Source organism: Nocardiopsis sp. MG754419 (genome assembly GCF_018207095.1).
GTDB lineage: Bacteria > Actinomycetota > Actinomycetes > Streptosporangiales > Streptosporangiaceae > Nocardiopsis.
Map to the genome: position 1 here is coordinate 24,821 of NZ_QOCZ01000027.1, position 24,096 is coordinate 48,916.

Annotated in this window: 18 protein-coding genes; 8 read left to right on the forward strand and 10 right to left on the reverse strand. The window is 70.4% G+C overall.

Features of this window, described 5'->3' with window-relative positions; all coding sequences use genetic code 11:
- Positions 1-13: 13 nt before the first annotated feature.
- From DSY14_RS08110 to DSY14_RS08120, 3 genes are all read right to left on the reverse strand, one after another.
- On the reverse strand, positions 14-865 hold the full coding sequence (locus DSY14_RS08110) for an ABC transporter permease (protein ID WP_211715857.1): 852 nt from the start codon (positions 863-865) through the stop codon (positions 14-16).
- A 48-nt stretch (positions 866-913) separates the two neighbouring features.
- Positions 914-1,912, reverse strand: coding sequence for an ABC transporter ATP-binding protein (locus DSY14_RS08115; RefSeq protein ID WP_211715858.1), 999 nt, complete (start codon positions 1,910-1,912; stop codon positions 914-916).
- A 684-nt stretch (positions 1,913-2,596) separates the two neighbouring features.
- The gene (locus DSY14_RS08120) at positions 2,597-3,781 is read right to left on the reverse strand and encodes a DUF418 domain-containing protein (RefSeq protein ID WP_211715859.1); all 1,185 of its coding nucleotides are present in this window, start codon (positions 3,779-3,781) and stop codon (positions 2,597-2,599) included.
- A 113-nt stretch (positions 3,782-3,894) separates the two neighbouring features.
- Between DSY14_RS08120 and DSY14_RS08125 the strand changes: the two genes are divergently transcribed.
- Positions 3,895-5,085: a sensor histidine kinase gene (locus DSY14_RS08125; protein ID WP_211715860.1), complete on the forward strand. Its 1,191-nt coding sequence runs from the start codon at positions 3,895-3,897 to the stop codon at positions 5,083-5,085.
- The gene (locus DSY14_RS08130) at positions 5,082-5,747 is read left to right on the forward strand and encodes a response regulator transcription factor (RefSeq protein WP_211715861.1); all 666 of its coding nucleotides are present in this window, start codon (positions 5,082-5,084) and stop codon (positions 5,745-5,747) included. Before DSY14_RS08125 ends, DSY14_RS08130 begins: the two co-directional genes overlap by 4 nt.
- Before the next feature lie 157 nt (positions 5,748-5,904).
- Here DSY14_RS08130 and DSY14_RS08135 read toward each other — a convergent pair whose 3' ends face one another.
- Positions 5,905-8,124: a (Fe-S)-binding protein gene (locus DSY14_RS08135; RefSeq protein WP_211715862.1), complete on the reverse strand. Its 2,220-nt coding sequence runs from the start codon at positions 8,122-8,124 to the stop codon at positions 5,905-5,907.
- 664 nt (positions 8,125-8,788) lie between these two features.
- On the opposite strand from DSY14_RS08135, the gene dnaK reads away from it, so the two are divergent.
- The 5 genes from dnaK to clpB all read left to right on the forward strand — a co-directional run bounded on the left by dnaK (position 8,789) and on the right by clpB (position 16,026).
- The gene (gene dnaK / locus DSY14_RS08140) at positions 8,789-10,642 is read left to right on the forward strand and encodes a molecular chaperone DnaK (RefSeq protein ID WP_211715863.1); all 1,854 of its coding nucleotides are present in this window, start codon (positions 8,789-8,791) and stop codon (positions 10,640-10,642) included.
- A gap of 44 nt (positions 10,643-10,686) precedes the next feature.
- On the forward strand, positions 10,687-11,448 hold the full coding sequence (gene grpE, locus DSY14_RS08145) for a nucleotide exchange factor GrpE (RefSeq protein ID WP_211715864.1): 762 nt from the start codon (positions 10,687-10,689) through the stop codon (positions 11,446-11,448).
- Positions 11,449-11,639: 191 nt separating this feature from the next.
- Complete coding sequence (dnaJ, locus tag DSY14_RS08150; protein WP_211715865.1) at positions 11,640-12,803, forward strand: molecular chaperone DnaJ; 1,164 nt, start codon at positions 11,640-11,642, stop codon at positions 12,801-12,803.
- A complete protein-coding gene (locus DSY14_RS08155) occupies positions 12,800-13,300 on the forward strand; it encodes a heat shock protein transcriptional repressor HspR (RefSeq protein ID WP_211715866.1) in 501 nt (166 codons plus the stop codon). Before dnaJ ends, DSY14_RS08155 begins: the two co-directional genes overlap by 4 nt.
- A gap of 110 nt (positions 13,301-13,410) precedes the next feature.
- Positions 13,411-16,026, forward strand: coding sequence for an ATP-dependent chaperone ClpB (gene clpB, locus DSY14_RS08160; RefSeq protein ID WP_211715867.1), 2,616 nt, complete (start codon positions 13,411-13,413; stop codon positions 16,024-16,026).
- Between the two features lie 69 nt (positions 16,027-16,095).
- On the opposite strand, the gene DSY14_RS08165 is transcribed toward clpB, so the two are convergent.
- Together DSY14_RS08165 and DSY14_RS08170 are read right to left on the reverse strand one after the other, a co-directional pair.
- Entirely contained in the window at positions 16,096-16,371 is a 276-nt protein-coding gene (locus DSY14_RS08165) for a hypothetical protein (RefSeq protein ID WP_211715868.1), read from the reverse strand.
- A 183-nt stretch (positions 16,372-16,554) separates the two neighbouring features.
- On the reverse strand, positions 16,555-17,589 hold the full coding sequence (locus DSY14_RS08170) for an NAD-dependent epimerase/dehydratase family protein (RefSeq protein ID WP_211715869.1): 1,035 nt from the start codon (positions 17,587-17,589) through the stop codon (positions 16,555-16,557).
- Positions 17,590-18,893: 1,304 nt separating this feature from the next.
- Here DSY14_RS08170 and DSY14_RS08175 point away from each other — a divergent pair.
- Positions 18,894-19,649, forward strand: coding sequence for a hypothetical protein (locus DSY14_RS08175; protein ID WP_211715870.1), 756 nt, complete (start codon positions 18,894-18,896; stop codon positions 19,647-19,649).
- A gap of 550 nt (positions 19,650-20,199) precedes the next feature.
- Here DSY14_RS08175 and DSY14_RS08180 read toward each other — a convergent pair.
- The 4 genes from DSY14_RS08180 to DSY14_RS08195 all read right to left on the reverse strand — a co-directional run.
- The gene (locus DSY14_RS08180) at positions 20,200-20,583 is read right to left on the reverse strand and encodes a VOC family protein (protein ID WP_211715871.1); all 384 of its coding nucleotides are present in this window, start codon (positions 20,581-20,583) and stop codon (positions 20,200-20,202) included.
- A 148-nt stretch (positions 20,584-20,731) separates the two neighbouring features.
- Positions 20,732-22,012: an RNA polymerase sigma factor gene (locus tag DSY14_RS08185; RefSeq protein ID WP_211715872.1), complete on the reverse strand. Its 1,281-nt coding sequence runs from the start codon at positions 22,010-22,012 to the stop codon at positions 20,732-20,734.
- A 152-nt stretch (positions 22,013-22,164) separates the two neighbouring features.
- Positions 22,165-22,587 carry a YciI family protein gene (locus DSY14_RS08190; protein WP_211715873.1) on the reverse strand — a complete coding sequence of 141 codons (423 nt, stop codon included), beginning with the start codon at positions 22,585-22,587 and terminating at the stop codon, positions 22,165-22,167.
- 135 nt (positions 22,588-22,722) lie between these two features.
- The coding region (locus DSY14_RS08195) for an MFS transporter (RefSeq protein WP_307851161.1) at positions 22,723-24,096 on the reverse strand (1,374 nt) is incomplete at its 5' end.

Below are 24,096 nucleotides of genomic sequence, written 5' to 3' on the forward strand. Positions count from 1 at the left end.
TTCGTCCTGCCCGTCACGGACGACGGGGGTCCCAGACGAAGTAGCGGCGGACCAGCAGCGCCAGGGCCACGATCCAGACGAGCATCACGCCGATCCCGGGCAGGGCTCCGGCCCACAGGCCCAGGAAACCGACCGGCTCGGCGCCCTCCAGCCCACCGAAGACGTCGTAGCCGAAGTAGGCGGCCTGTGCCATCTCCACGGTCGGGGCGACCGGCAGCAGCAGCGCGACCTGCCGGACCGCGTCGGGCATGACGTCCAGCGGGATGAAGCCGCCGCTGAGGAACAGCAGCGCCATCATCGGGACCATCGAGAGGATCTGCGCGGACTCGGCGTTGCCCGCGAAGCGGGTGAGCAACAGACCCAGCATGGTCATCGCGAGGCACCCCAACGCCACCGAGAGCAGCAACATCACCGGGTCGGCGGGCAGAGGTCCGCCGAGGGCGACCGATCCCGCGACGATGAGCGCCGCGATGAGCACGGTGAACAGCAGGACCACGAGGAACACGCCACCGAAGATCGCCGTCGCGGGGACGCCGCTCACGCGGAGCCGCTTGAGGACCAAGGCCTCACGACGCGCCGTGAAGACGTTGCAGGGGTGGCCCAGACCCAGGAAGAGGGCGATGGCCCCGATGGTGCCGATCAGGGAGAGTTCCGTGGTGGTGTACTCCCCCAGGATCGGCACGGACTGCTGGTTGAGGACCGGCAGCAGCAGGATCACCGGCATGAGCAGGTACATCGACGCCGTCTTGTACCGGACGAACAGGGTGAACTCGGTGCGGCCCAGGCGCAGGGTCTGCCGGAACAGGCCCGGTCCCTTTCGCCGGTGGTCGGCGCCCTGAGGAGCGGTCGTGGTGGCGGTGGTCATGGTGGTGCTCCAAAGATCTGTGGGGGCGGTGTTCCGAGTGGCCGGTCGTTACTCGCCGACGAGGTCGGCGGCGCCGTCGGCGACCTCGAGGAAGACGTCCTCCAGGGAGGCGCCGCGGACCTGCAGGTGGTGCAGGGCACCGCCGTGGTCGGCGGCCCAGGCCATGAGCGCGGCGACCGCGTGGTGGGCCCGGTCGGCGACGTCACCGGCGCGGATCGTGTAGGTCGCCCACAGGCGCTGGTCACGGGTCTGCACCTCGACGTCGGCCCCGTCCAGGTGGGGCAGGTCGGCGGTGCGCACGTCGCTCGGCACCAGGAAACTCACCCGGTCGCCCCAGCCCCCGAGCACCTCCGACAGGGTCCCTTCGACGCGGACCTCGCCCCGGTGCATGATCGCGAGCCGGTCGGCGAGCCGTTCCGCCTCCTCCAGGTAGTGCGTGGTGAGCAGGACCGCGACACCGTCCCGCTTGAGGTCGGAGATGATGCGCCAGGTCTCGTGACGGGCCTCGGGGTCCATGCCGGTGGTGGGTTCGTCGAGGTAGAGCACCTCGGGCCGGGTGAGCAGGGCCAGGCCGAGGTCGAGGCGGCGCTTCTGTCCGCCGGAGAGCTGCCGCACCCGCAACCGGCGTTTGTCGGTGAGGCCCACCAGGGTGAGGATCTCGTCGGCGTCGCGGGGGTCGGCGGCCAGGTCACGGGCCAGGGACAGGCTCTCGTCGACGCTGAGGTCCTCCATCAGGCCGTTGCCCTGGAGCACCGCGTTGGTCCGTTCGCGCACCCCGGTGGGCTGACCGTAGGGGTCCTGCCCGAAGACCCGGACCGTTCCGGAGTCGGGCCGCCGGAACCCCTCCAGGGTCTCGATGGTGGTGGTCTTGCCGGCACCGTTGGTGCCCAGCAGCGCGAAGAGTTCACCGGGGCGGATGTCGAAGGAGACGCCCCGGACCGCCTCGAAGTCGCCGTATCGCTGGCGCAGGTCGCGGACGACCACCGTCGGTTCCGGGGTGGAGAGGGGGGCACTGCTCTCGGCGGTGGTGTTCGCTGTCGTGGTCATACCGACAGCCTCGCGCAGGGGGCCTCATGATCGGCAGACACCGCTGTCACCGGCCCTCGATGGGGTTCGCCCGGATCGGACACTGACAAATGTCATCGGGCGCCCCACGGCACCGACGCGTACGGCGCCGTACGCCGACCCCCGTGCCGTGGAGGGAACGTCGCCGTTCGGTCCTGGCGGGTCCCCCGTCCCGCGGGCCCCGTGCCCGTCCGGCGGCCTGGTCCGGGCATCACCCCCGGGCCCGCGCGCCCCGCCAGGACCACGTCCGGCCGGCCATGCCCGGGTCGTGGCCGTGCGCCGCACTCGCACGTGCCCCTTCGTCACCTCACGTGAGAGCGCGATCGCCACCGCGGCGCGATCCACGCCCGTCCCCTCACACTCACGTCGGGCGGGACCGCGCCGCGGCTACCAACGTTCTACACGAATTCCGTGCGACCGGGTGGTGGAATTCGCCATTCCCCGATGAAGCGAACCGGAACGATAGCGAAGGGGAAATTTCTTCTCAGGAAACTTCATCGTTCGAGAGCCATCACGCACGACACGGAGACACACCAAAGGTCCCATCTCCACCGATCCCACCAGGGGAAACCGCCATATCCTCGGACTCGACGACGACGTTACCGCCGTCCGGAATGGTCCGCGCAGGCGGGGTCGAATATCCACACGAAAAGGCGTGCAATGGTGTTACGAAAGTGGTCGTTCGTCCACCCCCCGACGTTCGGGGACCAGCGTGAGCAGACGGGCGCCGAGACTCTCCAGCGGCCCCCGGGGATACCGCGCCGTCCACCATCGGGCACCGACCACCAGCACGAGGGTGATCGCCCCGAACGCGCCCGCGACCCCCAGGTCCAGCGCGTACCCCTCACTCCCCTGGAGGTACCCGGCCAGACCCAGACCCCAGCCGTAGAAGACCACCGATCCCAGCAGGTTCTGGAGGACGTAACAGGACAGGGCCGTGCGACCCACGGCGGTCAGGGAGGCGACGATCCGGCCGGCCCGGCGGACCCGGTCCAGCAGCCACCCCGTCAACCCCACGTAGCCCAGCATCAACAGCCCCGAGAAGACGTACCGATGGGCCATGCCGAGTTCGGGCACCGTGCCGCCCAGAACGCACAGAGGCAGCCCGAGACCGATACCCCAGACCATGAGACGGCCGCGGATCCGACGCCCCCGCTCGTCGTCGCCGAAGGCGCCCGCCCGGTACAGCCGCACCCCCAGGAGGAACAGGAAGAGGACCATCGGGAAGGCCACGAGAATCTCCGTGCGCGTGCCGAGGAAGGACACCGCGCGCTCGGCCACCTGGTCGGGGTAGGCGCCCTCGACGAAGAGCGCGTCGTGCTCCCGCATCCCCCGGATCGCCTCCGGTGTGGGTTCGCCCGGCACGACCAGGAAGTACAGGGACGTGAGCGCGCCGATGACCACGAGGTTCACACCGAAGGCGGTCCACATCACCGCGGACCGCACCCTGGCGGACCGGCCCAACAGCCACACGACCACCAACGCGGTGACGGCGTAGCCCATGAGCACGTCCCAGGCGAACAGCAGCAGGGTGTGCAGGGCGCCCTCGATGAGCAGGAGGACCTGACGCCACCCGTGTCGACCGGGCCAACGGCGACCTCCGACCGCGGCGGAGCGGTACTGGAGGGCCAGCCCGATACCGAACATCATCGCGAGCATCGCGTAGAACTTGCCGTTGAGCAGGGGGTCGAGCACTGTTCTGACGGCGCCGGCGGAATCCTGCGCACTGGGGAGGAAGAGCCAGATGTTGACCGCGAGGGTGCCGAGAACGGCGATCCCTCGCAGTACGTCCAGAAGTGGGAGGCGGCTCCCGGGTTCGGGTCGTCGACGGGCGACGGGTGTGCTGTCCATGGTGGGCAGACTGTGGCCGGCGCGGGCCGGTCCACATCCGCCGAACGGCAGAGGGCTCCCCCTATGCCGTTCGGCAGACGACGGCGACGGCGTCCGTGGCGCACCATGGACGCATGGAGACCACGCGCGCCCGGGCGAGGACGGGCACCCTGGGGCCGTGCGGGCCGTTCCGGTGGCCGTCGCCCCTCGTCGGTGACGTCCTGATCGCCCTGCTCTGGGCTCTGGCGTGCGCGGTCCCGGGTCCCCACGCCACGCTCCTGCTCCTTCCCGCGTGCGCGGCGCTGGTCCGGCGCCGCCGGTACCCGCTGACGGTGGCCTTGGCCGTCGGTGCGTGGACCCTGGCCACGGCGGTCGTCTGGGACATCGGCGCTCCGCTCCCCGAGGCGCTGGCGGCGTTCGCCGCCGGATCCGCGGTCCTGCACCGCGCCTCCGCTCCGCTGGTGGGCGTGGTGTCGGTGCTGTGGATCCTGACGCTGTTCGGGGTGACGGCCGAGTCACCACGGTTCCTCCTGGAACAGCCGGCGCATGCCGTGATGATCGCGCTCACCGGAACGGTCCCCGTGCTCGCGGGGTCGATCCTGCGGATGCGCGTGGAGCGGGCCGAGCAGAGGCTGCGCGCCGAGCGGGCCAGGCTCCAGCGGGAGCTGGCGCGGGACCGCGCCCGCATCGCCCGGGACGTGCACGACATCGCCGGTCACCACCTGAGCGCGATCCGGCTGCTGGCCGTGGGCGGCCGCGAGGCGCTCCGGGGGCCGGACGCGCGGCCCGATCAGGTGTTGTCGACGATCGCCGAGACCTCCGGGCGGGCCGTGAGCGAGCTGCGGAGCCTGGTGGAGCTCCTGCGCGACGACCACTGGAACGAGGCCCCTCCACCGAACGTACGCCTGACGGACCTGTCCCGGCTGGTGATGTCGGTGGAGGACGCCGGGTTGGACGTGGCGCTGTCGGTGCCCTCCGCACCCGACGAGGGTGTGGACGCCCGGGTCGCGGCGAGCGTCTACCGGATCACTCAGGAGGCCCTCGGCAACGTGCTGCGGCACTCCTCCGCGCGCCGTGTCACGGTGACCCTGAAGAGGTCCGAGCGGCGCGACGCCGCGGACCTGGTGCTGACCGTGCTCGACGACGGCCGGCCCGCACCCGACTCCGAGGAGCGCGGATCGACGCCCGGGCTGGGTCTGCGCGGGATGCGGGAACGCGCCGCGGAGGTGGGCGGCCACGCCGAGGCCGGGTTCCTTCCCGGCCGGGGCTGGCGCGTGCGGGCCGTGCTCCCCGCGACCCTCACGACGGAGGAGACCCGCCCGTGATCAGGTTGCTGGTGGCCGACGACCAGCCGGCCGCGCGGGAGGGACTGCGCCTGTTGTTCGGGGCGGTCCCGGACGTGGAGGTGGTGGGCGCGGCCGCCCAGGGGATCGAACTGGTCGCCATGGCGCGCCGCCTGCGCCCGGACGTGGTGCTCAGCGACGTCAGGATGCCGGGGATGGACGGTGTGGCGGCGCTGCGCGAGCTGGCGCGACTGGACCCGCCCCCGCCGACGGTCATGCTCACCACGTTCGACCTGGACGAGTACCTGTTCGGCGCGTTGCAGTCCGGTGCGGTGGGCTTCCTGCTGAAGGAGAGCGAGCCGGAGCTGTACGTGACGGCGGTCCGTGCGGCGGCGCGCGGTGAGGGGGTGATCGACCCTCGGGTGACACCGCGGTTGGTCGACCGGTTCGCGCGTACCTCGCCCCGCACCCCGCCGCGTCGGGCCGAGGGCCTGACCGACCGGGAACGGGAGGTGCTGCGGCTGGTGGCCCAGGGGTACGGCAACGCCGGGATCGGGGCCGAGCTGGGGATCGCCTCCGGTACAGCGAAGGTCCACGTGGCCCGCATCCTCACCAAGCTCGAAGTGGGGAGCCGTGTACAGGCCGCCGTGTACGCCTACCGGTACGGCCTGGTGACCTGGTCAGACACGGTCGAGGGGCCCTGAGGCCCCTGTCGCGCGGCCTCCGCCGCGCTTCGGCCCGTGTTCGGGCGCCCGGCTGCACGGCGGTGCCCGAACGCACGCCGCCCATGACCGGACGCGCAGGGCCTCCGCCGCGCTCGGACATCGGTCGAAGCGCTGCGGAGGCCCTGAACGGAACCGACTAGGCGTCGGCGGTCGCCTTCTCCTCACCACCGGCCGTGGGGCTCTCGCCCTTGACCGAACGGAGCAGCAGCTGGGAGACGTCCACGACCTCCAGCGACTCCTTGGCCTCGCCGGCGGACTTCTTCTCGTTGATGGCGTCGCCGAGCATGACCTGGCAGAACGGGCACGCAGTGGAGACGGTGTCGGGGTTGGTGGTCAGCGCCTCGTCCACCCGCTCGGTGTTGATGCGCTTGCCGATCCGCTCCTCCATCCACATGCGCGCGCCACCGGCTCCACAGCAAAAACCGCGCTCCTTGTGGCGGTGCATCTCCTGCGTCTTGACGCCCGGCACCTGCGCCATGATGTCGCGCGGCGGCGTGTAGACCTTGTTGTGCCGACCCAGGAAGCAGGGGTCGTGGTAGGTGATGTTCTCGTCGATGGAGCTCACCGGGGTCAGGCGCCCCTCGTCCACGAGCGCGGCCAGCAACTGGCTGTGGTGGATGACCTCGTAGGTACCGCCCAGCTGCGGGTACTCCTTGGCCAGGGTGTTGAAGCAGTGCGGGCAACTGGCCACGATCTTCGTGACACCGGCCTCGTTGAGCGTCTCGACGTTCTGCTGGGCCAGCATCTGGAAGACGTACTCCATGCCCAGGCGCCGCGCCGGGTCACCGGTGCAGGCCTCCATACCGCCCAGGACGGCGAACTTCACGTCCGCGATGTCGAGCAGTTCGGCGATGGCCTTCGTGGTCTTCTTGGCGCGGTCCTCCAGCGCACCGGCGCAGCCGACCCAGAACAGGTACTCGGTGCCCTCGGGCAGCGTGTCCTCGACGACCGTGACCTCGACCGGGTTCTCCTGGGACGCGAGCTCCTGGACCCAGTCCATGCGCCGGTCCTCGGCCATGCCCCAGGGGTTGCCCTTGTTCTCCAGGTTCTTGAGGAGGGTGTTGGCCTCGGACGGGAAGTTGGACTCGACCATGACCTGGTAGCGACGCATGTCCAGGATGTGGTCGATGTGCTCGATGTCGACGGGGCACTGCTCGACACAGGCACCGCAGTTGGTGCAGGCCCACAGCTCGTCGGGGTGGATGACGCCACCCTCCTCCTCGGTGCCGACCAGCGGCTTGTTGAGGAGCGCCAGGACGTCGACGCCGGCGTGGCTCTCGTCCGGGGCCTCGGAGAGGGTCTCCTCGGTGATGCCCTGGAGCAGGTACGGGGCCTTCTCGTAGGCGTGGGCCTGGAGGTCGAGGATGACCTTCTTCGGCGAGAGGGGCTTGCCCGTGTTCCAGGCGGGGCACTGGGACTGGCACCGGCCGCACTCGGTGCAGCTGGTGAAGTCCAGGAGGCCCTTCCAGGTGAAGTCCTCCAGCTTGCCGGCGCCGAACGGGTCCTCGTCCGGGTCGGCCTCCTCGAAGTCGAGGGGCTTGGTACCGGACTTGTCCATCATCTGCTTGGCGGCGCCCAGGGTCGGGGCGCCGTCGGCGTTGCGCTTGAAGAAGATGTTGACCGGGGCGATGAAGCGGTGCCAGCCGATGCCCATGGTGAGCTTGAAGTACAGCACCACGAAGAACGCGTAGCTGATGATCAGCTTGAACGCGGCGACCAGGGCGATGGCCGGCTCGGCGACCGCGGCGTCGGTCGGCATGATCGCACCGAACGCGTACGAGATCGGGGTGGCCCAGACGGGGAACGGGAAGTCCTCGATGGCGACCTTGAGACCGCGGATCACGAAGATCGAGATCAGCAGGGCCCACAGGTAGGCCTCGACGTAGTAGGCCGTCCACGTCCGCGAGTTGTAGAACCGGGAGTCGCGGCCCTTGCGGTGCGGGCCGTTGAGCAGGCGGTAGACGGTGAGGCCGATGATGCCGACGAGGCTGGCGCCCGCGATGATCTCGATCGCCAGACCGTAGAGGGTCCAGTCGTGGATGATCGGCAGCTTGAAGTGCGGGTTGAAGGTCTCACCCTGCGCCTCGACGACCGTGAAGAAGAGCAGCGGGAACGAGACCATCACGAACCAGTGGGCGACACCGACCCACGGTCGCTTGAGCATCCTCGTGTGCCCGAGGATCTCGATGAGCGTCATCGTGAGCCGTTGCCCGAAGGGCCCCTTGCGCTCCGGCTCCACCGTTCGGCCGACACCCACGGTTCGCACGATCTGGCGGATCCCCAGACCGAACAAGGTGAACGCGACCACGGCGAAGACCGAGGTGATGATGCCCAGTGTCAAGTACAGCGGGTGCATCGTCCGTGGCCTCCCATCCTGCTCTCGTCATCCGGTGCGCCACACACCGGTGTCCCAATTCATGTTACTAGCGAGTAATAGCACGGTCGCCATCGCCCCGGGCCGCCACGACCCGAGCGCCCGACCACGCGTCGCACTCGCACTGCTCCTGTGTTCTCGGCGCGCGTGGTGCGGCTGCGGGGCCGCCTCCACGCGCGTGCCCACCGTAGACGGCTCCGGCGTCAACAGAATCACGCGGGCCCGTGCGAGCCCTCCCGAACACACCACGCTTCTCCCCCTATGTAAGCGGAAGAGTGGACCACCGGAGCACCCGAGCACATCGGTGGGTCCGCCGGTCGGGCTCCCCGACCCCCGCGAACCCGCGCCCGAGGGGACGCGCGCGGCCCCGCCCGACCGGATCATCCGCCCGTCGGGGCACCCCTGATCCCACCCTGAGGCCGCCCCTGAGGCCCTGATTTCCGGGGTCGATGATCTCCCGGAGATGTCCCGGGGCCGACCCCGCGCACCGCTGAAATTTGCCCAGGTCGGGAACATCCCCGCCCGTCCGACCGTTGTCAGGGCGTAGGAAGTGACTTGAGTGGGGTCGACTCAACTGACTTGACAGTCCCCGATCGACGAAGCAAACTTACGCCCGAACGACTCAACTTTGACGGAGGAAGCAACCATGGCACGTGCGGTCGGAATCGACCTCGGTACGACGAACTCGTGTGTCGCGGTCCTGGAGGGTGGTGAGCCGACGGTCATCACCAACGCCGAGGGCTCCCGCACCACCCCCTCGGTCGTGGCGTTCGCCAAGAACGGCGAGGTTCTCGTCGGTGAGGTGGCCAAGCGCCAGGCCGTCACCAACGTCGACCGGACGATCCGCTCGGTGAAGCGTCACATCGGCACCGACTGGTCGGTGAAGATCGATGACAAGGACTTCAACCCGCAGCAGATCAGCGCCTTCATCCTGCAGAAGCTCAAGCGCGACGCCGAGGCGTACCTGGGCGAGGACGTGACCGACGCGGTCATCACCGTCCCGGCCTACTTCAGCGACTCCCAGCGCCAGGCCACCAAGGAGGCCGGCACGATCGCGGGCCTCAACGTCCTGCGCATCATCAACGAGCCGACCTCGGCCGCGCTCGCCTACCACCTGGAGAAGGAGGACGAGGCCACGATCCTCGTCTACGACCTCGGTGGCGGTACCTTCGACGTCTCCCTCCTGGAGGTGGGCGACGGCGTCGTGGAGGTCAAGGCGACCAACGGCGACAACCACCTCGGTGGTGACGACTGGGACCAGGCGATCGTCAACTGGCTGGTCGAGAAGTTCAAGAACTCCAACGGCGTCGACCTGTCCAAGGACAAGATGGCGCTCCAGCGTCTGCGCGAGGCCGCGGAGAAGGCCAAGATCGAGCTGTCCAGCTCCAGCGAGTCGCAGATCAACCTGCCCTACATCACGGCCTCCGCCGAGGGCCCGCTGCACCTGGACGAGAAGCTCACCCGCGCCGAGTTCCAGCGTCTGACCGCCGACCTGGTCGAGCGGACCAAGACCCCCTTCCAGCAGGTCATCAAGGACGCCGGCATCGAGCTGAGCCAGATCCACCACGTGGTCATGGTCGGCGGTTCCACCCGTATGCCCGCCATCGTCGAGCTCGTCAAGGAGCTGACCGGCGGCAAGGAGCCCAACAAGGGCGTCAACCCGGACGAGGTCGTGGCCATCGGTGCCGCGCTCCAGGCCGGTGTGCTCAAGGGTGAGGTCAAGGACGTCCTGCTGCTGGACGTCACCCCGCTGTCGCTGGGCATCGAGACCAAGGGCGGCGTGTTCACCAAGCTCATCGAGCGCAACACCACCATCCCGACCAAGCGGTCGGAGATCTTCACGACGGCCGACGACAACCAGCCGTCCGTGCAGATCCAGGTGTACCAGGGTGAGCGCGACATCGCCCAGTACAACAAGAAGCTGGGTGTCTTCGACCTGACCGGTCTGCCCCCGGCGCCGCGCGGCGTCCCGCAGATCGAGGTCGCCTTCGACATCGACGCCAACGGCATCGTCAGCGTCACCGCGAAGGACCTGGGCACCGGCAAGGAGCAGTCCGTCACCATCTCCGGTGGTTCGGCGATGTCCAAGGAGGACATCGACCAGATGGTCCGCGACGCCGAGCAGTACGCGGAGGAGGACCGCAAGCGCCGCGAGGACGCCGAGGTCCGCAACAACGCCGAGTCCCTCGTCTACCAGACCGAGAAGGTCATCAAGGACAACGAGGACAAGATCCCGGCGGACGTGCGCTCCGAGACCGAGGCCGCCGTCGCCGAGCTGAAGACCGCGCTGGAGGGCACCGACACCGAGGCCATCCGCACCGCGAGCGAGAAGGTCGCGCTGGCCAGCCAGAAGATCGGTTCGGCCATCTACAGCCAGGGTCAGCAGGGTGAGGGCGCCGCCCAGGCCGACGGCGAGAGCGCGGACACCTCCACCGAGGACGCCGACGTCGTCGACGCCGAGATCGTCGACGAGGAGAACGGCAAGGGCACCCAGTCCTGACCCGTTGAGTCCGCTGAGAGCCGAGGAAGGAGGGAGCGTCGGACATGGCGCTGTCGGACAACAACAGCCCCGACACCGGTGACGGTGACGAGAACCAGGGTCCGGTGATCCGCGACAACCGCAGGATCGATCCCGAGACCGGTGAGGCCCGGGAGACCCGGGCCGAGGGGTCGGAGTCGGGGGAGACCGGCGCCGAGGGCACCGAGGGCGAGGAGCCCGAGGTCGTCGAGGCCGAGATCGAGGACCTCCCCGAGGTCCCGGACACCCCCGAGTCGGTGGTGAGCGAGGCGATCAACGCCGACGAGCGCGTCATCGAGCTCACCAACGACATCAAGCGGGTGCAGGCGGAGTACGCCAACTACCGCAAGCGTGTCGAGCGTGACCGGGTGGCGGTCCGTGAGGTCGCCACCGCACAGGTCATCGGCGAACTGCTGCCGATCCTGGACGACATCGGTCGCGCCCGGGAGCACGACGAGCTCGCCGGCGGGTTCAAGGCGGTGGGCGAGGCACTGGAGACCACGTCCGCCAAGCTGGGCCTGGAGAAGTACGCCGAGCAGGGCGACGAGTTCGACCCGAACGTGCACGAGGCCCTCACCCTCGTCCCGGTCCCGAACATCTCCGTCCAGACGGTGATCGAGGTGTTCCAGCCGGGGTACCGCATCGGTGAGAGGATTCTCCGTCCGGCCCGCGTGGTCGTGGGGGAACCCATGGGCGACGCCCCGGAGGCCTCCGAGGAGGCCGCGGAAGAGCCCGCGGAGTCCGCCGGGGACGACACCTCCGCCGAGAACGGCGAGGACAAGAAGTAGCGAGCGGCGGAAGGTTCGGGCGTCGGCGGGCCACGGCCTCGGCCCGGCGTCCGAACGCCGCTCTCAGCCTGGGGCCGTGCCCGACGTGAGATCGTCGGTCACGGCCACGGGTCGACCCCGGCCCGACGCGGTCCGGGGCCACGTGGAAACATCGGACGCAACCGGCACCAGCGGGGAGAAGGCACCAGTCGATGAGCACCAAGGACTACCTGGAGAAGGACTACTACAAGGTCCTCGGAGTCTCAAAGACCGCCACCAAGGACGAGATCCGCTCGTCCTACCGCAAGCTGGCCCGCGAGAACCATCCCGACGCCAACCGGGACGACCCGAAGGCCGAGGACCGCTTCAAGGAGATCTCCGAGGCGTACAACGTCCTGTCGGACGACACCCGTCGTAAGGAGTACGACGAGGCGCGTTCGATGTTCGGCGGCTCGTACCGACCCGGTGGCGGCACCGGTCCGGGCGGGTTCGACATGAGCGACATCTTCGGCCAGAGCACCGGGGGCGGCGGCGCCTCCGGCGGCGAGCGGCTGAGCGACCTGTTCGGCGGGTTGTTCGGCAACCGCGGGCGGCCGGGTCAGGCGACCCGCAGCCGACGCGGCGCCGACATCGAGACCGAGACGACACTGAACTTCCGCGAGGCGGCGGACGGGGTCACCCGTTCGTTCCAACTGAGCAGCGAAGCGGCGTGCCCCACCTGTAAGGGCACGGGCGCGCGCGCCGGTTCGGCCCCGCGCATGTGCCCGAAGTGCTCCGGCACCGGGCACGAGAGCACCAACCTGGGCGGCTTCTCGCTGTCCGAGCCGTGCAGCGAGTGCAAGGGGCGCGGCCTGGTCGTCGACGACCCCTGCCCCACCTGCACCGGCAGCGGACGAGGCAAGAGCACGCGCAGCATCCAGACCCGGATCCCCGCCGGCGTGTCCGACGGACAGCGGATCCGCATCAAGGGCAAGGGGGCGCCGGGCGAGCACGGCGGCCCGTCCGGTGACCTGTACGTCGTCGTCCATGTGAAGGATCACCCGGTGTTCGGCAGAAACGGCGACAACGTCACGATCACGGTTCCCGTGACCTTCCCGGAGGCCGCGCTGGGCGCGGACGTCCGGGTTCCGACCCTCGGCGGTTTCCCGGTGACCGTGAAGGTCCCGCCGGGCACCCAGAACGGGCGCACGCTGCGGGTGCGCGGCAAGGGGGCCACCCGCAAGGACGGCACCATCGGCGACATGCTGGTCACCTTCCAGGTCGCGGTGCCCCAGATCCTCAACGACGACGCGCGCGAGGCGTTGGAGAAGTTCCGCGCCGCGACGTCGGACTACGACCCGCGTGACGGACTCGAGGCGCGGGCGAAGGGCGCGTGAGGAACGTGAACGATCCTTCCTTCGGAGTCGACGCTCCGGTCTATGTGATCTCCGTGGCCGCGGAGTTGGCCGGTATGCACCCGCAGACGTTGCGGCAGTACGACCGGTTGGGGATCGTGTCGCCCGGACGCACGACCGGGCGGGGCCGTCGTTACTCCATGCGCGACGTGCAGACGTTGCGCGAGGTGCAGCGTCTGTCCCAGGAGGAGGGCATCAACCTCGCCGGGATCAAGCGGATCCTGGAGTTGAAGCACGAGGCGGAGCAGCTGCGCGAGCAGGTGTTCCACCTCGCCAACGAACTGGAGGCGGCGCGCCGGGCGGTGTCCCGGCGCGGCCGCCCGGCCCGCCCCGAGGGTGGGCCGGTCCGCGGGGAGCTGGTCCGGCGTACCCGCGTGACGATCTTCAACACGGCCGACCCGGAGGAGCGCCCCGAGCGGGGCGGCGAGCGCGGGGACGACGATGACGCGCGCGATCCGGGTGACCCGGACCAGAAGTAAGGGCCGGACCACCGGGTGCGGACCCCCGGGGTCCCCCACCTTCGGCGCGGCGGGGTAGGCCGCCCGACATCACCCTGAGTGACACTTCATGCGGAGGGAGTCACAGACTCATGAACTACAAGCTCACCCGGAAGAGCCAGGAGGCCCTGGCCGCCGCCATCCGTCAGGCCACCACCGACGGCAGCCCACAGACCGAGCCCCTGCACCTGTTGAACGCGCTGCTGGACCAGCCCGAGGGGGTCACGCGACCGCTGCTCAAGGAGGTCGGGGCCGACCCCGCCCGGCTCAGGGACCGGGTCGAGGAGGCCATCGGTGCCCTGCCCAAGGCGGCGGGGTCGACGGTCGGCTCGCCCAGTTCGTCGCGGCAGCTCATCGTCTCCATCAACACCGCCGCCCAGCGGGCCCAGCAGATGGAGGACGAGTTCGTCTCCACCGAACACCTGCTCGTGGGGTTGGCCACCGACGGCGGTGAGGCCTCCCGACTGCTCAAGGAGGCCGGGGCCACCCCGGACCAACTCCTGGAGGCGTTCGAGCGGGTGCGCGGCACCGGCCGGGTCACCTCGGAGAACCCCGAGGACACCTACCAGTCCCTGGAGAAGTTCGGTGTGGACCTCACCGAACGGGCCCGCGAGGGCAAGGTCGACCCGGTCATCGGTCGGGACGGCGAGATCCGTCGGGTCATCCAGGTGCTCAGCCGGCGCACCAAGAACAACCCGGTGCTCATCGGCGAGCCCGGGGTGGGCAAGACCGCCGTGGTGGAGGGGCTGGCCCAGCGCATCGTCGCGGGCGACGTCCCCCAGTCCCTGCTCGGCAAGCGCCTGATCAGCCTGGACCTGTCCGCGATGGTGGCCGGCGCCAAGTACCGGGGCGAGTTCGAGGAACGGCTCAAGGCGGTGCTCTCGGAGATCAAGGAGTCCGAGGGCCAGGTCATCACCTTCATCGACGAGCTGCACACCATGGTGGGCGCGGGCGCCGCCGAGGGCGCCATGGACGCGGGCAACATGCTCAAGCCCATGCTGGCCCGGGGTGAGCTGCGCATGGTCGGCGCCACCACCCTGGACGAGTACCGGGAGCGGATCGAGAAGGACCCCGCGCTGGAGCGCCGCTTCCAGCAGGTGTTCGTCGGCGAGCCCTCGTCGGCCGACACCATCGCGATCCTGCGCGGCCTCAAGGGCCGCTACGAGGCGCACCACAAGGTCCAGATCTCCGACTCGGCCCTGGTGGCCGCGGCGACCCTGTCCGACCGCTACATCACCGCGCGGTTCCTGCCGGACAAGGCCATCGACCTCATCGACGAGGCTGCGTCCCGCCTGCGCATGGAGATCGACTCCAGCCCGGTGGAGATCGACGAGCTGCGTCGCACCGTCGACCGGCTCAAGATGGAGGAGATGGCGCTCGACAAGGAGTCCGACGCCGCCAGCCTCCAGCGGTTGGAGCGGCTGCGCTCCGACCTCGCCGACAAGCAGGAACGGCTCAACGCCCTGGTGGCCCGTTGGGAGCAGGAGAAGGCCGGGCTGAACCGCGTCGGTGAGCTCAAGGGCCGGTTGGACGAACTCCGCACCAAGGCCGAACTGGCCGAACGCGAAGGCCGTTTCGACGAGGCCTCCCGGCTGATGTACGGCGAGATCCCCGCGTTGGAGAAGCAGGTCGAGGAGGCGTCCAAGGCCGAGGAGGACGTCGTCGAGCAGACCGACAGCATGGTCAAGGACGAGGTGGGCGCCGACGAGGTCGCCGACGTCGTGTCGGCCTGGACCGGGATCCCCGTGGGCCGGCTGATGGAGGGCGAGACCTCCAAGCTGCTGCGCATGGAGGAGGAACTGGGGCGGCGGCTGATCGGGCAGACGGCCGCGGTGACCGCCGTGTCCGACGCGGTGCGCCGTGCGCGGGCCGGGATCTCCGACCCCGACCGGCCCACCGGTTCGTTCCTGTTCCTGGGCCCGACCGGTGTCGGCAAGACCGAGTTGGCCAAGGCGCTCGCGGAGTTCCTGTTCGACGACGAGCGCGCGATCGTGCGCGTCGACATGAGCGAGTACTCCGAGAAGCACTCCGTGTCGCGTCTGGTGGGCGCGCCCCCCGGATACGTGGGGTACGAGGAGGGCGGTCAGCTGACCGAGGCGGTACGCCGCCGCCCCTACACCGTGGTGCTGCTGGACGAGGTGGAGAAGGCGCACCTGGAGGTGTTCGACACCCTGCTCCAGGTGTTGGACGACGGTCGTCTCACCGACGGCCAGGGGCGTCAGGTGGACTTCCGCAACACCATCCTCATCCTCACCTCCAACCTGGGGTCGCAGTTCCTGGTGGACCAGTCCCTGGACGAGGCCACCCGCACGGCGCGGGTGATGGACGTCGTGCGCGCCACGTTCAAGCCGGAGTTCCTCAACCGCCTGGACGACGTGATCATGTTCGACGCGCTGTCCACCGAGGAACTCACCCGGATCGTGGATCTACAGGTGGACAAGTTGGCCCGGCGTCTGGCCGACCGTCGGTTCCTTCTGGAGGTCACCGACGGCGCTCGGGAGTGGCTGGCGTTGACCGGCTTCGACCCGAACTACGGGGCCCGACCCCTGCGCCGCCTGGTGCAGTCGTCGATCGGTGACCCGCTCGCCAAGGAGATGCTCTCCGGAGAGCTCACCGAGGGCGACACCGTGGTCGTGGACGTGGACGACGCCCAGGACCGGCTCGTGGTCTCCGCGAGGCGGGACGAGGAGGCGGTCCCGGGGGTCTGATCCGCACCGGTCGCACACGCGGGGGCCGCACCCGGTCGGGTGCGGCCCCCGCGTCGTGTTCGACACCGGTCAGGAGAGGCCGGAGAAGAAGAGGATGTAGCCGAAGAACAGCAGGACGCTGAGCGCCAGACCGATCCCCATCGTCGTCCAGGCGTAACCGATGTACCGATCCTGTTCGGCGGGGGCACCGTCCTTGCCCATGGCGATGACGGAGAAGACGATCGCGATGATGCCGCAGATCTGGTTGCAGCACAGGGTCATGAGGATGGACATGACCAGAGCCGTGACCGGGCTCCGGTCCGAGGGCGCACCGTGGTGCGGGGTGGAGGGGGTGGAGTACGACACGGGGACCTCTTCACATCGGGGGACGACCTGTCCTGTCCGACGTTCGCGGGCGGGGTTCGGTTGCGACCCGATCGTCGGAAGGGAAGAGGTCGGGGTCACGCCGGGCCCGCGCGGGTCGCGGGCCCGGTGGCGGGGTCACGGTCGCGAGGCCGGAGCGGCGGGTCCCCGGTGGTCGGGCCCGGGTCACGGGTTCTCGGCTTCGGGCCCGGACCGTCGGCCGGCGTGCTGCGTACCCAGGCCTTCGAGCACCCGCCGCTCCACCTCGGGGTCCAGGCCCAGGCGGGGGCGGTCGGGACGGTGGGGCGCCTCGCCGCCGAGGGAGCGCAACCACGCCCAGGTGTCGGCGACCGTCGCGGCGACGGGACGGCAGCGCAGGCCCGTGGCCAGCGCCCGGCCGACGTCGCCCTGGTGCAGGGTCTCGTGCGACTCGCCCGGCGGCAGCCAGATCGGCAGGTCCATCCACGGTCGGACCCCCGCCGCGACGATCGGCTCGGGCTCGACCCAGCACAGTTCGGCGTCGGAGCCGGTGACCTCGCGGCACGCGGTCAGCAACTCCTCCGTGGTGGTGTGGCCGAGGGGACTCACCAGGTTGTAGGGGCCGCCCAGCCCCTTCACGGAGGCGTCCAGGGTCCACGTGGCCAGATCACGGGCGTCGACGTACTGCAACGGCAGTTCCCGCGGCCCCGGGGCCAGGACGGTGCCACCGCGCGCGATCCGGTTCAGCCACCAGGGCAGTCGACCGATGTTCTCGTGGGGACCGAGGATGAGCCCGGCGCGGACGCACAGGGCGCGATCCCCGAAGACCTCCTGCGCGGCCACCTCGCCACCGCGTTTGGCCCGGGCGTAGTCGGTGCCGTCGTCGGCCGGGGCGGGTTCCACCGTCGGAGCGTCCTCGTCCAGACCCGGCGGGGTGGGCATGCCGTAGACGGAGCGGCTGGAGACGTACGCGTAGTGACCGGCCCGGTCCGCGAGCAGCCGCGCGGTGGCGGCCACCGCGGCCGGGGCCCCCGACCAGGTGTCGACGACGGCGTCCCACTCCCCCGTGGCCAGGGCGTCGAGCCCGTCCGCCTCGGTGCGGTCGCCGTGCAGCACGGTGGTGCCGGCCGGGGGATCGTGACGCCCCCGGTGGAAGACGGTGACCTCCCACTCTCGACCCAGCGCCTCCTCCACGACCGCGCGCCCCACGAACTCGGTACCACCCAGAACCAGAAGTCTCATGCGGACAGTCTGGGGGGCGTCCGCGCGCACCGCCAGGGTCGCCTGCTCACAGCAGAAACCGCGAGGCGTGCGGCGCGGGTCCTCGGGGGTACCCGGCGGTGTCCTCCCGGGGCCTCCGCCACGTTCCGGCCCGCGTTCGGATGCCCGATCGCCAGGCGCGAAACCCGGCGCCTCCTCGGGTCCGCCGGACGCGCGGTCCGCCGGCGCGCGCCCGAGAGCGCACCCCGGTGGTCCGGCACACCGGATCTGGTCGAGGAACGACCCCCGTGCGGAGGCGCCGGTCTCCTCGCCCGGGCGGACGACGGTGGAGCCGGGCGGAGACCACGGGCGGAACAGCACCTCCCGCCAGGCCGCGTCGTCGTGGTCGGTGCGGATCAGCGGCATGCCGTGCACGCGGTCGTCGTCATCGCCGTCGGGCGGAGGCGGGGGCAGCGCGGAACGCGCCACAGGGTGCCTCACCGGCGAGGAGGAGGGGCCCTTGAGTGGATGAGTCCCCTTCCTGCCGGCCGGGAAGGACAGAAGTCGCTCGGGCGGCGACGTGCCGGGATCGCGCCCGCCCCGTACAGGCCACACGACCATGGGTCCGTGGACCCCAGAGGTCGGAGCAGCCGGAGAGGCCGGAGGGACCCGACCCCACGGCCGCCGCACCGCCCGCGACCGCACCGATATCCCCGCGTGCGCGCCTCGTTCGGGTCCGCGAAAAAAGATCCACGACACGGCGAACTCGAACGCTCCGGGCGACATCGCAGTACATATAAACAATGGACGGACGCACATGGAGCGCCGACAGGAGTGGACCGAAGAGCAACGGAGGAAAAGGGGCGAGCCGCCCCGCGACCGGGATATCGAACCCAGGAGGCGACGATGCGCATCACACGGAGCGCAACCCTGAACGACGCCCTCCAGGCGAGAGCGCGTTCGTCGCGAGGCCCGGCCGGCGCCCCCGTCACCTCCACCGTGACCCTGGCCCCGAGAACCGGGAAAGCGCTGATCGACGGCCTGGCCAGGGGGTCGCACCCGCACTCCGACGCGTCCGTGAAGCCGGCGCTCAGCCCTCGGAGACGACCGTGCGGGACACCCGGCGCGGCGCACCTTCGAGGATCGCCCACAGCGACTCCGGACATCGTAACAAGTAACCCGGACACCAGGGCTCTCACGGTGAAAGCCACGCCTTTTCGAGTGAGGCGTGAGCGCATTTTTCACCCACAGAACAAGCCCTTGAACCGACTGATAGCACCTCACCCGTAGTACAGATCACGGCACTCGCCATACCGCATCCCCCACCGCCGCAAGAAAGGAACATCATGAAGCGCGACCTCCGTTCCACCACCCTGGCCCTCGCGACCTCCGGCCTGGTGGTCCTCGCCTCCGCCGCGTGCTCGGGCCAGGCGATGTACGACACGGTGATGTCGGCGGAATCCACCGAGACGGGCGCGGCCGGCGACGGCGAGACGGAGACCCGGACGCTGGCGGGGAAGATGGAGTTCGTGGCCCCGGGTGAACTGCTCATCGACGGCCAGTCCTTCTTCGTCACCGAGAACACGGAGATCGTCGGCGGCGTCAACACCTGTCCGGCCGACGAGGGCGTCGGCGAGGACGGCTTCGGGATCGTGGAGTGCGATCTGGAGTCGGTCGAGACCACCCTCCAGGCGGGCACGCCCGTCTACGCCCAGGTAGAGATGGACGAGAACGGGAACGCCGCATCGATCAACGAGTACGCCCGGGACGTGCAGGACCCCGGTGAGACGGACGGCCCCGAGGACGGTGACGGCGAGGCCCCGGAGGAGAGCGGCGGGTTCACCGGGATCGCGTCGGGTGAGCTGGAGTACGTGGCCCCGGGCGAGTACATCGTCGATGGCACCGCGTTCTACGTCGCGGAGGACACGCGGATCACCGCTGGCAAGTACGCCTGTGTCGATGGCGTTCAGGACCCCGACACCGGCGACGTCAGGTGTGACTTCGACGAGTTCGACGCCACCCTCGCGAACGGGACCGTCATCCTCGCCTCGGTCGACATGGTCGACGGGATCGCCGAGACGATCACCGAGATCGAGCCCTGAGGCGCTGAAGGTCCTTCGCGTGCAGGGGTCGAGATCCGCTTCACGATCGACCCGTCGCACCGCGGGGGTCCGGGGCACCGCGCCGGTGAGGCGGACGCGCACGGTCGTCGCATCGCGTGACACCGGTCGGCCGCCACCGGGAAATCGCGTCGGAACGCTCGGCCGGGGTCGAACCCGGCCGGGCGTTCCTCGTGCGCGGCCGCACTCGTCTCCGGGATCAGGACCCATAGAGTGAGCGACGACTTCTCTCTCCTTCTCGATTTACCCTCGGCGCAGTTCACGGGGTCCGCCACGGAATGCGCATAGTCATCAACGGACGGATTCGCCACGCCGATCCCGGCGCCCGTACCCCTCACAGATCGTCCCGCTCCAGGCACCGACCCCCTGGGCGCCCTCAGCAGGACTCCCCGACGAGGTCGACCACGTCCTGACCTCGTTCCGGCACGAGAACGCGAGCCTTTCCCACTGACGTCACCGAGGTGAACGCCTCGCACGGGCGTGGACCCGCCTCACCGGAAGACCCCGCGCGGGCGGGCGGCGGAGGGGAGGGTCAGGGGTGCGTCGCGGCCCGGTCGGACTCGCTGCGCAGCACACAGAACTCGTTGCCCTCGGGGTCGGCGAGGACCACCCAGCCCGAACCATCGGGGTTGCGTCGGTCTTCGACGAGGCCGGCACCGAGGCCGAGCAGCCGCTCCACCTCCTGCTCGCGCGAGGTCTCGGGGCGCAGGCACAGGTGGAACCGGTTCTTGGTCGTCTTGGGCTCGGGCACCCGGTTGAAGTGCAGCACCGGCCCCTCGGCCAGGAGCACCTCGGTCTCCGGGTCACCCGGCCGGCTCTCCGGATGCACCGGGCGGCCCGTCACCCCGCTCCAGAACCGCGCCAGTTCGTAGGCGTCCGTGCAGTCGATCGCCATGTTCCGCAGCATCGAGACCATGTGCGCCAGACTCGCAGATCGCCGCGGCGCACGCGCCACCGGGTCGGAACCGACCCAGACGTACCGTCGCCCTCCCCCACCGGTCCGACGGCCCGCCCACGAGAACCCTGCCGGCCGGACCGCGCCACGCCGCCCGGCTCCGAACCGCCTACCCCGCGCCACCGTCCGGGGGCACGGGCCCCCGCGCGCGCTCCCGCAGCAGCGCCCGTTCACGCTCGTTGCGGGTCAGCCCCGCAGCCCGCGCGTACTCGGCCCGGGCCTCCTCGTCCCGCCCCGACCGTTGGAGCAGGTCGGCCCGCACGGCCGGCAACAGGTGGTATCCCTCCAGCGCACCGGACGCATCCAGTGCGTCCACGATCGCCATCGCCGCGTCGGGGCCCGCCGCCATCGACACGGCCACCGCGCGGTTGAGCTCGACCACCGGCGACCCGGTACGCCTGGCCAGCGCCTCGTAGAGGACGGCGATCGCCCGCCAGTCCGTGTCCTGCGCGGTGGGGGCCACGGCGTGCTGCGCCGCGATGCCCGCCTGGAGGGAGTACACGCCACGTGTCCGGCCCGGATCCGTGGGGAACGAACGCTCCAGCGCGGCCAGCCCCCGTTGGACGAGCAGACGGTCCCAGCGGGAGCGGTCCTGCTCCGCCAGGGGCACCGCCGCACCGTCGGGACCCACGCGGGCACGGAACCGGGAGGCCTGGAGTTCCATGAGCGCGATCAGCCCGTGCGCCTCGGCCTCCTCGGGTACCAGCCCGACCAGGATCCGCCCCAGCCGCATGGCCTCCTCGCACAGCTCGGGCCGCAACCACCGCTCCCCCGAGGTGGCGGTGTACCCCTCGTTGAAGACCAGGTAGAGCACCTCCAGCACGTCGGTGAGACGGGCGTCGCGGTCCCCGCCCGAGGGCACCTCGAACGGCACCCGTTTCTCGCTCAACCGCCGTTTGGCCCGCACGATGCGCTGGGCGACGGTGGATTCGGACACCAGGAAGGCGCGGGCGATCTCGTCGGTGGTGAGTCCGCCGAGCAGGCGGAGGGTCAGCGCGACCCGGGCCCGCGTGGACAGCACGGGGTGGCAGCACACGAACATGAGCCGGAGCAGATCGTCGCCGTAGTCCTCCTCCAGGACGGCGTCGAAGTCGGCCGAACCGTCGTGTTCGGCGATCGCACGGCCGAGTTCCACCATGTGCCGTTGGAAGCGTTCGTCCCGCCGCCACCGGTCGAGGATCCGGCGCTTGGCGACGGTGGTCAGCCACGCTCCGGGGCGTTGGGGCACACCCTCTTCCGGCCACTTCTCCAGGGCCGTGACCAGGGCGTCCTGAGCGAACTCCTCGGCCAGGCCGACGTCGCCGACCATACGGGTGAGCGCGGCGACGAGTCGGGCCGACTCGATCCGCCAGACCGCCTCCACCTCACGTGTCACCTCGGTGTGGGCCACGGCACCATGACAGCACCGGCGGACCGGGACCGCAACCGATCGAGCGGCCGCGGGGTCGGCGCCACCAGGGTTCGGGCGGACGGCGGCGACGCCCCGCGACCGCGGTACCGGGGCCGGGTCCGGCCGGACCCGGCCCCGGTGGCTCTCCGTCGCTACTGCTGTGCGCGCAGGGCCCGCTCGCGCTCCTTGAGCTCCTCGGGCATCTGCTCCAGGTCCTCCAGTTCGGCGATCCGACGCAACTGGAGCTTCATCTCGGTGGAGTCCCCCGCCGGCGGGTGCGGGCAGCGCCGGGCCCACTCCAGCGCCTCGGCGTGCGAGGACACCTGGAGCAGCCAGAACCCGGCGATGAACTCCTTGGCCTCGGTGAAGGGCCCGTCGACGACGTTCGCCTCCCCGTTCCGGAAGATGACCTCGGCGCCCTCGGAGGTCGAGGTCAGCCCCTCACCGGACAGCAGGACCCCCGCCTTGAGCATCTCCTCGTTGTAGGCGGCCATCGCCTCGAACGCCTCGGCGGGCGGATCGTAGTCGGTGGCCTCGGTCTCCGGGGTGCTCATGATCGACATCAGGTAACGCATGATGCTCGCCCTCTTCCGGGTGCGGCGCGGGGACCTCTCTCCCGCTCTCACCTGTTCGTCGAACGGGACGACGCCGGATCGACACGCCCGCACGAGAGATTTTCGCCGACGCTCTGAGTACCCCGTCGGTGCGGGTCAGACGCCTGCGCGGCCACCTTCGGCCGACTTCCGTTCCGAGGCATCCTTTCGTCGCTCGCACTCGTCCGCCTCACGTTCGATCGCGTCCGCCCGGTGCGCCAGGCGCCGTAACGCGGGCAGGACCAGCACCAGGCAGAGGAGGACGACGCCCGCGGCGAACAGGGAGGGGATGCGCAGATCCACCCGGCCGAGGAGCCCACCGAGCACCGATCCGACCGGAGTGAGTCCGAACCCGAGGAACTGAGAGCAGGACATCATGCGGCCGAGCATCGCGCCCGGGACCACCCGCTGGACCACGCCGAGCAGCACCGTGTTGGAGACGGCCATGACCGCGCCCAGAACGGTCCACGCGACCACGGCGATGGAGACGTTCGGCGCGACGGCCACCAGGGCGCACAACGTCCCCTGGAGAACGAAGCCGCCCACCTGGAGAGGGAAGCGCCCCAGGCGTGCGACCAGCCACCCGGCCAGGATCGCGCCGACGAGCGCGCCGGCGGCCAGGCTCGCCATGAACGCGCCGAACAGGCTCAGGGGCACACCGAAGTGGTCGGTGACCAACAGGACCATGACCGCGTTCATCGCCATCAGGCCGATGTTGGTGGCGGCGCCGAACAGCACCATGGCGCGGATCGAGGCGTCACCGAAGGTGTAGCGCAGGCCCTCGCGGATCTCGTCGAACAGGGAGGTACGGGCCCCGCCGCCCGAACGCCCCACACCGGCGGCCTCGCCGTCCGGGGACCCTGGCCGGCGGACCGCCAAGGGAAGCCCCAGCAGCACCAGCGCGCCCAGGAGATAGGCGCCCGCGTTGACCGCCAGGGGCAACGCGGCGGCGATGACGAACAGGAACCCGGCCAACGGGGCGCCGCCGAAGTCCTCGGTGACCGTCCGGCCGCCCACCAGCCGACCGTTGGCCCGCTCCAACGTTCCGGCGGGGGCGATGTCGGGCAGCATGGCCCGACCCGCCAGGTCGTAGAGGACCTCGAAGCACATGGCCAGGAACATGGCGAGGACGATCGTCCAGATCGAGGCGTTGCCGGTCGCCACCACCACCGCCAGGCCCGCGACCACCAGGGCGCGGGCGAGGTTGGCGCCGACCATGAGGCGGACCCGGTCCACCCGGTCGACCACCGCCCCGGCCAGGAGCCCGAACAGCAGCCAGGGCAGGAAGCGGGCGACGGCGATCAGGGAGACCAGGAAGGGGTCGTTGGTGAGCGTGGCGGCCAACATCGGCAGCGCGGTGAGCATGAGCCCGTCGGCGAGGTTGCTGGACAGGCTGCCGGTCCAGAACCGATGGAAGTTCCGGCCCAGGGCGGGACCGCGTCGACGTGTGCTCTTCCGGGTGGGGCGTGCGCTGTTCACGGGGGATCTCTT